This is a genomic window from Providencia sp. PROV129 (assembly GCF_028482245.1).
In the GTDB taxonomy this organism is placed as follows: Bacteria; Pseudomonadota; Gammaproteobacteria; order Enterobacterales; family Enterobacteriaceae; genus Providencia; species Providencia vermicola.
Window position 1 is genome coordinate 1 of record NZ_JAMPQD010000040.1, and the last position, 13,718, is coordinate 13,718.

General features: G+C 43.5%; 14 protein-coding genes. 8 read left to right on the forward strand and 6 right to left on the reverse strand.

The genetic code is table 11. From position 1 onward, the window contains the following. Positions 1–320: 320 nt before the first annotated feature. Together purH and purD are read left to right on the forward strand one after the other, a co-directional pair. Positions 321–1,910 (forward strand): bifunctional phosphoribosylaminoimidazolecarboxamide formyltransferase/IMP cyclohydrolase, encoded by a 1,590-nt coding sequence (gene purH, locus PSF27_RS20335; protein WP_272682149.1) that lies wholly within the window; start codon positions 321–323, stop codon positions 1,908–1,910. Between the two features lie 17 nt (positions 1,911–1,927). Continuing rightward, positions 1,928–3,211, forward strand: coding sequence for a phosphoribosylamine--glycine ligase (gene purD, locus PSF27_RS20340; RefSeq protein ID WP_272682150.1), 1,284 nt, complete (start codon positions 1,928–1,930; stop codon positions 3,209–3,211). A gap of 226 nt (positions 3,212–3,437) precedes the next feature. On the opposite strand, the gene PSF27_RS20345 is transcribed toward purD, so the two are convergent. The 6 genes from PSF27_RS20345 to nudC all read right to left on the reverse strand — a co-directional run bounded on the left by PSF27_RS20345 (position 3,438) and on the right by nudC (position 8,016). Beyond that, positions 3,438–4,064: a DUF1481 domain-containing protein gene (locus PSF27_RS20345; protein ID WP_206086786.1), complete on the reverse strand. Its 627-nt coding sequence runs from the start codon at positions 4,062–4,064 to the stop codon at positions 3,438–3,440. A gap of 89 nt (positions 4,065–4,153) precedes the next feature. Beyond that, the gene (locus tag PSF27_RS20350) at positions 4,154–4,426 is read right to left on the reverse strand and encodes an HU family DNA-binding protein (protein WP_206086787.1); all 273 of its coding nucleotides are present in this window, start codon (positions 4,424–4,426) and stop codon (positions 4,154–4,156) included. Between the two features lie 199 nt (positions 4,427–4,625). Further along, complete coding sequence (locus PSF27_RS20355; protein ID WP_206086788.1) at positions 4,626–5,213, reverse strand: YjaG family protein; 588 nt, start codon at positions 5,211–5,213, stop codon at positions 4,626–4,628. A 74-nt stretch (positions 5,214–5,287) separates the two neighbouring features. Continuing rightward, the gene (gene nfi / locus PSF27_RS20360) at positions 5,288–5,959 is read right to left on the reverse strand and encodes a deoxyribonuclease V (RefSeq protein ID WP_272682151.1); all 672 of its coding nucleotides are present in this window, start codon (positions 5,957–5,959) and stop codon (positions 5,288–5,290) included. 108 nt (positions 5,960–6,067) lie between these two features. Further along, entirely contained in the window at positions 6,068–7,132 is a 1,065-nt protein-coding gene (gene hemE / locus PSF27_RS20365; protein ID WP_272539915.1) for a uroporphyrinogen decarboxylase, read from the reverse strand. 92 nt (positions 7,133–7,224) lie between these two features. Then, a complete protein-coding gene (nudC, locus tag PSF27_RS20370; RefSeq protein WP_206086791.1) occupies positions 7,225–8,016 on the reverse strand; it encodes an NAD(+) diphosphatase in 792 nt (263 codons plus the stop codon). Between the two features lie 265 nt (positions 8,017–8,281). On the opposite strand from nudC, the gene PSF27_RS20375 reads away from it, so the two are divergent. The 6 genes from PSF27_RS20375 to PSF27_RS20400 are packed head-to-tail and all read left to right on the forward strand — an operon-like array spanning position 8,282 to position 13,595. Beyond that, positions 8,282–9,334, forward strand: coding sequence for an ABC transporter substrate-binding protein (locus PSF27_RS20375; protein ID WP_225820915.1), 1,053 nt, complete (start codon positions 8,282–8,284; stop codon positions 9,332–9,334). Between the two features lie 32 nt (positions 9,335–9,366). After that, positions 9,367–10,182: an alkaline phosphatase family protein gene (locus tag PSF27_RS20380; protein WP_272682152.1), complete on the forward strand. Its 816-nt coding sequence runs from the start codon at positions 9,367–9,369 to the stop codon at positions 10,180–10,182. After that, complete coding sequence (locus PSF27_RS20385; protein WP_272682154.1) at positions 10,182–11,084, forward strand: ABC transporter permease; 903 nt, start codon at positions 10,182–10,184, stop codon at positions 11,082–11,084. Before PSF27_RS20380 ends, PSF27_RS20385 begins: the two co-directional genes overlap by 1 nt. Further along, positions 11,074–11,898 (forward strand): ABC transporter permease, encoded by an 825-nt coding sequence (locus PSF27_RS20390; RefSeq protein WP_225820913.1) that lies wholly within the window; start codon positions 11,074–11,076, stop codon positions 11,896–11,898. Before PSF27_RS20385 ends, PSF27_RS20390 begins: the two co-directional genes overlap by 11 nt. After that, entirely contained in the window at positions 11,898–12,914 is a 1,017-nt protein-coding gene (locus tag PSF27_RS20395) for an ABC transporter ATP-binding protein (RefSeq protein WP_306803887.1), read from the forward strand. Before PSF27_RS20390 ends, PSF27_RS20395 begins: the two co-directional genes overlap by 1 nt. 18 nt (positions 12,915–12,932) lie before the next feature. Further along, a complete protein-coding gene (locus tag PSF27_RS20400; RefSeq protein WP_272539918.1) occupies positions 12,933–13,595 on the forward strand; it encodes an HAD family hydrolase in 663 nt (220 codons plus the stop codon). Positions 13,596–13,718 lie beyond the last annotated feature (123 nt).

Sequence of the window (13,718 nt, forward strand, 5' to 3'; positions counted from 1 at the left end):
CCCCTTTTTTGCATTTTTTTATTCAACTGCTGCATTCCACAGCAAAACCCCTACTTATACTGACTTATCCACCAAGTTATCCACAAAGCGAAAATAATTTAAAATTTATCGCGCATTACGCAAACGTTTGCGTTACAATTAGCGCGAAATTTCAGCATTGATTTTGTTTTTATGTTCTGAAATTGTTAGTGACTTATATATCGCTATTGAAGAAGCAATCAAATTCCGCTTTTATAAATAGGTATATAAGAAAAGCCAGTGGCTTTTCACTCATTGATATTCGTATTGCCTTATTTATTCAAATCCAAGGGATCTATCTCATGCAACTGCTTCGTCCTATTCGTCGTGCCCTGCTTAGTGTGTCTGATAAAACAGGGGTTGTTGAATTCGCTAAAGCGCTTTCCGAACGTGGTGTTGAACTTCTATCAACTGGCGGTACTGCGAAACTCCTCGCAGAATCAGGTCTTAACGTGACTGAAGTTTCAGATTACACGGGATTCCCTGAAATGATGGATGGCCGCGTAAAAACGTTGCACCCGAAAGTTCATGGTGGCATTTTAGGGCGTCGTGGCACTGATGACGCAATCATGCAAGAACATGATATTTCGCCTATTGATATGGTTGTTGTGAATTTATACCCTTTTGCTCAAACAGTAGCAAAACCAAACTGCACACTAGAAGATGCAGTTGAGAATATCGATATCGGAGGCCCAACCATGGTGCGCTCTGCGGCTAAAAATCATAAAGACGTTGCGATCGTAGTCAACAGCAATGACTACCAAACTATTATTGATGAAATGGATGATCACCAAAATTCGCTGAATTGGGCAACCCGTTTTGACTTGGCCATAAAAGCGTTTGAACACACCGCCGCTTACGACAGCATGATAGCGAACTACTTTGGCGAGTTAGTTGCCCCTTATTATGGTGATACCACGCAGCCTTCTGGTCGTTTCCCTCGCACATTGAATTTAAACTTTATCAAAAAACAAGATATGCGTTATGGCGAAAACAGCCACCAAGATGCCGCTTTCTATATAGAAGAAAACCCAAAAGAAGCATCGATTGCAACCGCTCAGCAAATTCAAGGCAAAGCGCTTTCTTATAATAATATCGCCGATACCGATGCTGCTCTGGAATGTGTGAAGTCATTCGATGAGCCTGCCTGTGTGATTGTAAAACACGCGAACCCTTGTGGTGTCGCTATCGGCAAAGATATTCATACAGCTTATGATAATGCATTCAAAACTGACCCAACCTCTGCGTTCGGCGGTATCATCGCGTTTAACCGTCAGTTAGATAAAACAACTGCACAAGCTATTATTGAACGTCAATTTGTTGAAGTCATTATTGCACCTTCAGTAGCAAATGATGCATTACCGATTCTTGAAACCAAACAAAATGTTCGCGTACTTGTTTGCGGTGAATGGAATAAACCCGTTGCAGGCTTAGATTTCAAACGTGTTAACGGTGGTTTATTAGTCCAAGACCGTGATTTAGGCATGGTAGAAAAAGAAGAACTACGCGTTGTTACGACACGCCAACCTACTGAACGTGAACTAAAAGATGCCTTATTCTGCTGGAAAGTCGCGAAATTCGTTAAGTCAAATGCGATTGTTTATTCTAAAAATGACATGACCATCGGGATTGGTGCAGGCCAAATGAGCCGTGTGTACTCAGCTAAAATTGCGGGGATCAAAGCGGCCGATGAAGGTTTAGAAGTTGCAGGCTGTGCGATGGCCTCAGATGCTTTCTTCCCATTCCGCGATGGTATCGATGCGGCTGCCGCCGTTGGTGTAACTTGTGTTATTCAACCAGGTGGCTCAATTCGTGACGAAGAAGTCATTGCTGCGGCAAATGAACATGGTATTGCGATGATTTTCACTAATATGCGCCATTTCCGTCACTAATTATTAGGAGATTATTCATGAATATATTAATTATTGGCGGTGGTGGCCGTGAACATGCATTAGCGTGGAAAGCAGCGCAATCGCCTTTAGCAAAAAAAGTTTATGTTGCACCAGGTAACGCAGGAACAGCACTTGAGTCTGCTATCGAAAATGTGAATATTTCTGCTACTGATATTGATGGCCTGCTGCAGTTCGCCAAAGAAAAACAAATCGATTTAACGATTGTCGGTCCTGAAGCCCCTTTAGTGATTGGCGTTGTCGATGCATTTAAAGCGGCAGGCTTAACAATTTTTGGCCCAACAAAAGGGGCTGCACAACTTGAAGGTTCAAAAGCATTTACTAAGGACTTTTTAGCTCGCCATCATATTCCGACTGCGGCTTATGAAAATTTCACAGAAGTGGAACCCGCGTTAGCGTATTTAGATAAAGTCGGCGCACCTATCGTGATTAAAGCTGATGGCTTAGCGGCGGGCAAAGGTGTTATTGTCGCGATGACACTTCAAGAAGCAAAAGACGCTGTGCAAGATATGTTAGCAGGCAATGCCTTTGGCGATGCTGGACACCGTATTGTGATTGAAGAGTTTCTTGATGGTGAAGAAGCCAGCTTTATCGTGATGGTCGATGGTGAGAATGTCATCCCAATGGCCACTAGCCAAGACCATAAACGTGTTGGTGATGGTGATACGGGCCTCAATACAGGCGGAATGGGGGCTTACTCTCCCGCTCCGGTTGTCACAGATGAAATTCATCAACGTGTGATGCAGCAAGTGATTTATCCTACTGTTAAAGGCATGGATCAGGAAGGTAATCGTTACCAAGGCTTCTTATACGCAGGGTTAATGATTGATAAAGCGGGCAATCCAAAAGTTATCGAATTTAACTGCCGTTTTGGTGATCCTGAAACTCAACCAATCATGATGCGCCTACAGTCGGATTTGGTTGCTCTGTGCCTAGCTGGCGCGAAAGGGGAGCTAGCAGGTAAAGACTCTCTATGGGATGAGCGCCCTGCTCTAGGTATAGTCATTGCAGCAGGTGGATACCCTGGTGATTACCGTAATGGTGATATTATTTCTGGATTACCTACGACTGAGACGACTGACAGCAAGGTTTTCCATGCAGGGACACGCCTGAAAGAAGGTGAGGTTGTCACTGCCGGTGGTCGTGTGCTGTGTGTCACAGCATTAGGTGATGATATTGCTAAAGCCCAAGCTAAAGCGTATGAGGCTGCAAAAGATATTCACTGGGATGATAGCTTCTATCGCAACGACATCGGTTACCGCGCCATCGCACGTATTAAGTAACTAATACAAAGAATCAAACTATTCTCTAAGCTGGTAAGAGGAAACTTTTATCAGCTTTTTACTTTTTAAGTTTTGCCTTTAACCTTCACACAGCCAATGGCTCTAAGTATTTCAATTCAGAGCTAGGCGGCAAGCGAAGATATCTTAGGGAGCATACATAAGTATGTGACCTAAGTAGCTGAGAGCAGCCAACAACGCTATGGATTGAAAGACGACGAGCGATTATTTATAAGCTATCTTTAGAAGGCTGCCAGCGGCAAAAATCCGTATCCGCCACCATCAAAAGCTGATTTCCCTCGGAAGACTCCAACCACGCCAAATTCAGCTGAGAATGCCACACTTTCGCACGGCTTTGTAACCAGTTTTCAGCATATGGTTCGAAAGTCACGTCTCTCACATCACCTTCGCAAGTCGTCACTTTACCTTGCTGCCAACGCCCTTGATAAAGTTTAACGCCACCCACGATAAGCGCGGTGTTGGTCTCAAGTACCCGAGCTGCTTCAAAGCGCCAACGCGTGATTTCATCGGTAGAAAGAGGTGTTTTAGTACCATCCTGAGCACGCTGCATAAAAATAACATCATTATTTTTATCGAAGCGTAATTGTTCCGTAATATCGCCACCTTTTTGGTTCAAGATTTGGCTGCGAATTTGCCAGAGATTACCAGAACGGTATTCGAAGAAATTAACGGAAGTATCAGTGCCTTTATAAGGACTGTAAACCATCATCAGGACAAGGGGTTGGCTTTTTGCATCATTCAGCCGCCACATACGAATGACGCCATCATCGGCAATAAAACCACTTGCACTAAACTCTGGAAGCTTTGGTGCATTCGAGGAACAGGCGCTTAGCATTGAGAGAGCTCCCAATACCAGCAACCCTTTTTGAATAAACAAAAGGGGTAGTTTCTTACCCCCTCTGATAATTCGAGTATACAATGTACTTATTTTACAGCTTCTTTCAGTGCTTTACCGGCAGAGAAAGCTGGTACAGTTGTCGCAGGAATTTGGATTTCTGCTTTAGTTTGTGGGTTACGACCAGTACGAGCAGCACGGTGGCTAACTTTAAAAGTACCGAAACCGACCAGTTGTACACTGTCACCTTTTTTCAGCGTTTCAGAAATAGCATTCAGAGTAGATTCTAAAGCTGCTTTTGCCTGAACTTTGGTCAGGTCTGCTGATTCTGCGATAGCATCAACTAATTCAGTCTTGTTCATAAATTATCCTTACACAGTGTGTTTATCGTTTGCAAAGCATCGAGTGCGTCGGATATGCCAAATTGACAGCCCCTGATACACGCCCCCGATAGCCACTTCTTCTCGCCCCTAAATGTAGACCAGAGTAGGGGCAAATGTGAAGTCTTAGTACTCAGCATTACTGCGCTAAGTCACGTTTTCGATAACGAAAGCGTAAAAATTAGCCTAAAGTAATACCTATATTGCTCACCCCCGCTTCGCGAAGGTCAGATTTTAATCCTTTAATTAACTCTAAGTCGCGCTCTTCACAAGCTGCCAGTAAACGGAAAATGTCCCACTGGATATCCCACTCTTCTTCAATCGCAGGAATTTCTTTAAGTTCTTCATCTGTCATTTCCCGCCCTGCTTGAGTCATTTCGAGCATGGCAACCGTACGAATGGAGGCTTCGCTAACCAATATTGCGTGCTCAAGGGTTTCCCCACTCAATTTTGAGTGAATGATTTCACCTAATGCAATACAGGCATCAATAGCTGGATACACACCATACATATCGAAATCATCTGCTGATGGGATAATTTCTTCTAATTTCTCTAACTGACTGTCGAAATTGACTTTGCTATCTTTAATGACCAAAGTTTCCCAAACTAAATCAAGGATGGAACGATAAACTTTTGCATCGGCAAATTCAGTTTGCTGACAAAACATCTGAAAGTTGGGATACATTCTTTCACATAAACTTGCCATGAAAGTTGTATGTTGCCAGCTTTCTAATTTTTCCAACCTCAAATGAATGGGATTTCTTAACATAATTTCTGACTCATCAATCTTAATACTTCGCAGTTTACCTGAAAATCTGTCAATGCCACATATTTTGCTGATAATTAGCTGATTTTCTCATTCATTCGCTTAAAAAACGTTCGATTTGATGCAATTCCGTCAGCAAAACGTGTTGGTTCAGGCAACCTATAACCCTTTAGACACTGCTTAACCCACGATAAGGAAGACGAAAAACCGACTTTATACCCCGGCGAAACATATAATGGTTTGCAGCGTTTTTTGCTCCGCAATACCCAACCGAGTTGATTTTTCCCTGCCATTAATGGCTGAACACTTTCGGGAGAGTCGCCTAATTCAGCTGCATCACCACATAAACGACTTTTTGCAACGCCTATCGTTGCAACATTGGCCTGTAAACCAAAATGGCAAGCCACGCCAAAGCGCCTTGGGTGAGCAATACCTTGCCCATCCACGAGGACTAATTCAGGCTTGTGCTGTATTTTTTCCCACGCAGCCATTAGACCAGGCACTTCACGAAAAGAAAGTAACCCAGGTATATAAGGCAACTGAGTCGGGATTCGTGCTATCTGATACTCAACGAGTTCTAACTGTGGCCAAGACAGCACAACGATCACTGCACGAGTAATTGTGCCTTGTTGTTCAAAGCCCACATCCGCCCCACCAATCAGTTTCAATGATGGAAACTCATCCTGCAAAATGATTTTTGAGGCTTGGTTAGTTTGTTCTTTTCGTAGCTGTTGAGTATCTAAAACCATAGCGCATCCAATGCTTCGATACTTAATTATTCTTAATCATAGATGATAATGGTGTACTTACAAGGTTCTATAAATACACCACAAATCAAGAACATCAAGAAATGATGACTACTGATGATATTGGCGAGAGAAACGGTGAACCGCATCAACAAATGTGCCTGCATGCTCAGGTGGCACATCCTGATGGATGCCGTGACCTAAGTTGAAAACATGCCCTTCGCCGTGACCAAAACCAGACAGGATATTTTGCACTTCGTCTTCAATACGTGCAGGTGGCGCATACAACATAGACGGATCCATATTACCTTGCAGCGCAACTTTATCGCCAACACGGCGGCGCGCATCGGCAATTTCTGTTGTCCAATCAAGGCCTAATGCATCACAACCAGTTGCAGCCATTTCTTCTAACCACTGCCCGCCACCTTTGGTGAACAAGGTAACTGGCACACGACGGCCATCGTTTTCACGAATTAATCCATCAATGATCTTATGCATATAGTTCAAAGAGAACTGTAAATAATCACGTTTAGTTAATACACCACCCCATGTATCAAAAATCATGATGGATTGTGCGCCCGCACGAATTTGCGCATTTAAGTATAAAATGACGCTATCCGCCAGTTTATCCAATAATAAATGCAGTGTGTTCGGGTCTTCATACATCATTTTTTTGATTTTAGTGAAGGCTTTACTACTACCGCCTTCTACCATGTAAGTAGCTAATGTCCATGGGCTTCCAGAGAAACCAATTAGTGGCACGCTCCCTTCAAGGGCTTTACGAATGGCACGAACAGCATCCATCACATACCCCAGCTCCATTTCAGGATCGGGAATTGGGATGTTTTTTACATCCGCCACAGAGGAGATAGGCTTTTGAAAACGTGGACCTTCGCCTGTTTCAAAATACAGTCCAAGTCCCATGGCATCAGGAATAGTTAGGATATCAGAGAATAAAATTGCGGCGTCTAATGGGAAACGACGTAATGGCTGCAATGTCACTTCACACGCAAGCTCAGTATTTTTGCACAGCGCAATAAAATCACCAGCCTCGGCGCGCGTTGCTTTGTATTCAGGCAAATAACGCCCCGCTTGACGCATCATCCATACCGGGGTCACATCTACAGGCTGACGTAGCAGAGCACGTAGATAGCGGTCATTTTTTAACTCAGTCATTATTTACTCCATTATTATTAGTGGCCGCCGCAAATGGCTATAAGCAAAGATGGCTATTGTAACATGTAAAAGGCAACAATATCAGCGCACTGCTACTTGTCCGATTCGTACTCACTTTGACGACACAACGCTACTGTGTCCTCAATTAAGCGCCTTGCGATAGTATCCCCTGGAGGGATAAGCGGTAAGTCATTGTAATGATACCAATTTGCGCTGACTAACTCGTTTGGATCAACCTGAATATCACCGCTCTCATAATCCGCAAGAAAGCCCATCATTAAGGAATGAGGGAAAGGCCATGGCTGTGAAGAGACATAGCGAATATTTTTCACTTTTATCTGGCTCTCTTCCATGACTTCGCGCATAACGGCTTCTTCTAATGTTTCACCCACCTCAACAAAACCTGCTAATACGGTAAATAATGGGTTTTGGGAATGACGACGGTGCTGCGCCAAGAGAATATGGTCATCACGACGGATCCCTACGATAATACAAGGAGCAATTTGTGGGTAATAACGCTCATGGCAATGATCACACAAACACGCCCATTCTGTTGCACTGTGGCGCATTGCCGTACCACAGTAACCACAATAGCGGTGGGAACGATAGAATTCAGCCAGTTGTACGCCGCGCCCAGCTAGGCGGAATAAGCCTTCATCTTGCGCTGCAACAACCCGCGGAGACGCCATATCTGATGGCATTTTTTCTGCGATCAGCCAGACAATTTCCCCTTGCCATTCACCGATTGGCGTCGCACTTTTACCTTCTAATGAATAGTCTTTAGCACTGCCGCGTGGAATATCCCCTTTCGGTAACCACAATCGACCAGCGAAACAGACGAACCACCAGCCACTTTCTGTTCCTACTAACGTTAATTTATTCATTTTCTCTATCTTTTTTGGCTTTTTGTTGTTGATAAAAAGGTTGTCGATAAAAAATCAGTCTCGAATCACACAATACACTTCTTTGACACAATGTCATTCAAACGTTTGTTTCATTTCCTATCTCTGTCAATTTTGACAGTTTTTAGACAATTCATCCCTTAAAATGTCTAAAAACTGTCATAAAACGGTCAATTCACTGTCACTTATTAAAATTAGGATGCTCAGTAACCAATCTGGTTCACCGTTCCTCAAAAGTGAGAAAACAATGAAAGCTATCGTTCCTGCGATTTTACTATCACTGACCGCATCCAGTATGACATTTGCTGCTGATGCTAATTTAACAGAGTTAATCAATGCAGCGAAAAAAGAAGGGCAAGTTTACAGCGTTGGGATGCCTGATTCTTGGGCAAACTGGAAAGGAACTTGGCAAGATTTAGCCACGCAATATGGCTTAAAACACCAAGATACGGATATGAGTTCCGCACAAGAAATTGCCAAATTTGCCGCCGAAAAAAATAACGCAACGGCAGATATTGGTGATGTAGGCGCATCGTTTGGCCCTGTAGCGGTACAAAAAGGAGTTACCCAGCCTTATAAACCCACCACATGGTCACAAATTCCTGATTGGGCAAAAGATAAAGATGGCCACTGGGCATTAGCCTATACCGGTTCAATTGCCTTTATGATTAATAATGACTTAGTTAAAGATGCACCAAAAAGTTGGGATGACTTATTAAAAGGCAAATACAAAGTCACTGTAGGTGATGTTGGCATTGCAGCACAAGCCAACAATGCCGTTTTAGCCGCTGCATTTGCCCGCGGTGGTGATGAAAATAACCTTAAACCTGCCATTGAATTGTTTGCTGAGTTAGCTAAGCAAAAGCGCCTATCAGTCAATGACCCTACCGTTGCAAATATTGAAAAAGGGGAAGTGGAAGTTGGGATCTTATGGGACTTTAACGCCTTGAATTATCGCGATCAGATCAACCGAGATCGTTTTACTGTTGTCATTCCATCCGATGGTTCAGTGATCTCTGGCTACACCACTATCATCAATAAATTTGCAAAAAACCCAAATGCGGCCAAGTTAGCACGTGAATTTATTTTCAGTGATAAAGGTCAGTTGAACCTGGCAGAAGGCTATGCTCGTCCAATTCGTGCCCAATATCTGACATTACCTGATGATGTTAAAGCAAAATTACTACCAGAAGAACAGTATAAAAATGTTCAGCCAATCAAAGATGCTGACGGCTGGGAAAAATCATCGCGTAATTTACCAAAAATGTGGCAACAACAAGTTCTGATCCACCAGCAGTAATTGAATTTGTTGAATTTAGGAATAAAAGTCTGATGTCTGAAAAAGTCATACTTGTTGTCCTAGACGGCTTAAATTATTCAGTAGCCCATCAGTGTATGGGCTATCTCAATGGACTTATCAAAGCCGATAGCGCAACACTTTATCAATTGGAATGCGAACTCCCTTCCATGTCCCGCCCGTTGTATGAATGCATTTTAACAGGTGTGCCGCCAGTGAAAAGCGGGATCGTCAACAATGAGGTTATACGTTTATCCCACTTTGACAGCATTTTCTCTCTCGCACGTCTTGCAGGCAAAACCACAGCAGCTGCCGCTTATTATTGGGTGAGCGAGCTATATAACCGCGCACCATTCGTGGCGACTCGCGACCGCTTTACGCACGATGAATTGCTCACTATTCAGCACGGCTGTTTTTACCAAGCAGACAGCTACCCCGATGACCATCTCTTGCTGGATGCAGAGTATTTGCGTAACCAATTTAATCCTGACTTCTTGTTGATTCACCCGATGAACATTGACGATACAGGGCACAAGTTCGGGTTTGATTCACCGCAATACCGCAATGCAGCTCGCCATGCCGATATTATTTTGTCGAATTACATCCCAACATGGATTGAGCAAGGCTATCAAATTCTTGTCACTAGTGACCATGGTATGAACAATGACCGTAGCCATGGCGGTACACTCCCCGAAGAGTGCTGGGTTCCGCTGTTTGTTATGGGTTCAAAATTTGCCCATCAGCCTTGTGATATTCAGCAAACTGACATTTGTGGCACAGTATGCCGTTTATTGGGTATCGATCCGCTCGACAAGCCTGTGTGTGATGCGCTATTACAAGGAGATCCATGATGGCTGACCTGACTGCGCCCTACGAGCAAGCCCAACCAAAGCTGGGGAAAATGGCCATGTTAAAAAAAACCTTTGCCCGTTTTCACTGGCGCGCAGCATTACTCTTGTTGCCCTTTTTTGTATTGTTTGGCCTATTTCAACTCGCCCCGATGATTTGGGTGTTTATCAACAGTTTTATCTATGAAGAAGCCTGGTCCTTAGGTAATTACTTTGATGTGTTTACCAATGATTTTTACCTGCAAGCCTTCGAAAATACCTTATGGTTATCGTTGATTTGTAGCATGATCGGTTTGTTTATCGCTAGTGTTACCGCCTTTTCTATCTACAAGATGCAAGGCAAGGTGCGCCGAATGATGATTTCATTCACCACCATGGCAAGTAACTTTAGCGGCGTTCCGCTGGCCTTCGCGTTTATCATTATTTTGGGCTTTAATGGCGCAATCACTTTGCAGCTCAAAGCGTGGGGGATTATCGAAGATTTTAATATCTACAGCGCCAGCGGGTTAATGCTGCTTTATGTCTATTTTCAAATTCCACTCGGTGTATTGTTGCTCTACCCTGCCTTTGATGCCCTCAAACCTGAGTGGGAAGATGCGGCAAAAACCATGGGGGCCAGCAAATTAACCTATTGGTTGAAAGTCGCTATTCCAGTGCTTTCCCCAGCTTTACTTGGCACTTTTATTATCTTAATTGCCAATGCGATGGGTGCGTACGCCAGTACCTATGCGTTAACCAGCGGTAACTACAACCTTGTGACCATCCGTATTGCCAGTTTAGTGTCTGGTGATTTATTCCTCGAGCCAAATATGGCGGCGGCGTTATCCGTCCTACTTATCGCTATCTTAGGGTTTATCACGGGTATCCATCATTGGTTAATCAAGCGGAGCTACCATGCAAAATAACAATGTGATTAGCCCTATAATAACCAATAAGAACTCTGGATTATGGTTTCATAAGTTAGTGCTAATCAGTGTTGCCAGCTTATTAGCACTGCCTATTATTGCTACGTTTGTGTATTCCATCGCCAGTTCTTGGGGCGCAACCGTGTTACCCGATGCTTTGTCCATTAAATGGTATCTGCAATTGTGGCAAGACCCGCGGTTTTTAATGGCATTTGGCCGTTCGTTGATTATCTGTTTTGGCACGCTGTTAATCAGTACCTTGGTCATTTTACCGATGACATTTGCTGTGTTTTATCGCTTTCCCAAGCTAAAAGGGCTAATGGATTTATTGATTATCCTCCCTTTTGCGATCCCCCCCGTGGTGTCGTCCGTCGGTTTATTGCAAATTTTCGCGGATGAACCATTTATGTTAGTGGGCACTCCATGGATCTTAATTGGCACCTATTTCACCATCACACTGCCATTTATGTACCGCGCCCTCGCCAATAGTTTTCAAGGGATTAACTTACATGACCTAATGGATGCGGCACATTTGCTGGGGGCAAATACCTTTAATGCTTTCATGATGATTGTGCTGCCAAATATTCGCAAAGGCATGTTGGTTTCATTATTAATTTCATTTTCATTTTTGATGGGTGAGTTTGTGTTTGCCAATATTTTAGTGGGAACACGTTATGAGACCTTGCAAATCTACTTGTTCAATATGCGCCAAACCAGTGGGCACTTCACTTCTGCACTAGTGATGTCTTACTTCTTATTTACGTTATTGCTGACGTGGTTAGCAATGCGTTTAAATCGTTCAGGAGATGAATGATGAGCTATGTTATTGCTGAAAACTTAACGAAATCTTTCGGGTCAAATCAGGTCTTCGCCGATATTCAATTTACCATTGAAAAAGGCGAATTTATCACCCTATTAGGGCCAAGTGGTTGCGGGAAATCAACGTTATTACGCTGTATTGCAGGCCTTGAGCAACCTAATAGTGGTGAGCTTTATATTAACCACAAAAATATTACCCACCAACCTGCCCAACAACGCGGTGTGGGCATGGTGTTTCAAAGCTATGCGCTATTCCCCAATATGACCGTCGCAGACAATATCGCCTTCGGCTTAAAAATACGTAAAATCGATAGCAACGAAAGAACCAAAGCCGTTGCAGAAGTAATCGAACTAGTTGAATTGCAAGGTAAAGAGCAGCAATTTCCCCACCAATTGTCAGGCGGACAGCGCCAACGCGTGGCACTAGCAAGGGCGCTAGTAATGAAACCGCAAATTTTATTACTCGACGAGCCGTTATCCGCCCTTGATGCACGCATTCGTAAGCATTTGCGCCAGCAAATTCGACATATTCAGCGGGAACTTGGGCTAACGACGATTTTTGTCACCCATGACCAAGACGAAGCGATGATCATGTCTGATAGGATCTTTTTGATGAATAAAGGGCAGATCGTACAAAGTGATACGGCAGAGAATATTTATACCCAGCCAGCGAACGAGTTTGTTGCTCGTTTTATGGGGCACTACAATTTGGTGGATGCTCACAAAGCCAATACCATGTTAGGGTTAAATTTACAGGGTACACTCGCCATCCGCCCTGAATCTATTTATGTGAAAGAAGCGGGTCGCCAATACGGTACACATATTTCTCACCCTGTGGATGCCGTGATTTTAGATCATCAGTTGCTTGGCAATATTATTCGTTATAGCGTGAATACCCCTGTAGGAAATATGACCGTCGACCTACTCAATCGCTCTTCTGAACGTTTATTTGAACCTGGCACCCGCCTTAAGTTAATGTTTAATAAAAATGAAATTTGCGCACTTAGCTAATCATACGATAGGAATATAATGCAAAACCAATTAGCCATTTTTGACTTAGATGATACGTTGATTCAAGGGGATAGCAGCGTATTGTGGACACAATACCTGTGGGATAAGCAAATCATCAGTGACCCGCAGTTTGTGGAAGCCGATAAAGCCATGATGGCGCAGTATAATGCAGGCACTTTGGATATGCCGACTTACCTGCATTTTAACCTGCAAACCCTCGCTAATATCAAAACGGAACAAGTGGATATCTGGCTGGATGATTTCGTGCAAAGCGTGGTTTTACCAAAGATCTACCCTGAAGCGAGTCAAACGATCGCCCGCTACCGCGCCAAGGGGATCCCGATTATTGTGATCTCTGCAACCGTTTCATTTATTGTCAAAAAGATCGCGGCTCAACTCAATGCCGATGTCGCCATGGGCATTGATATTAAGCAGCAAAATGGCTGCTATACGACCGAAATTGATGGTATTCCAACCTTTAAGGAAGGTAAGGTTAAACGCCTTATGAATTGGGTTCGCCACCAGCCAATCACCGATGCGTATGTATACTTCTACACCGACTCTGCTAACGACCTCCCGATGTGCCAATTCGCCGACGAAACATTTATTGTCAACGGCGACCACCGACTTCTCCAAGCCGCCAATGAAAATAATTGGCCGCAATATCAGTGGAATTTATAAACCTTATTGTTATCCGAACCTTGATTTCAATTTTTTAGGTTTTAGGTTTTAACTAACTTGCCTTTCAAAGGTTCCTCTAAATTATTCGTGCTAGAGGAAGGAGATAAATAGAATTATCCCGAT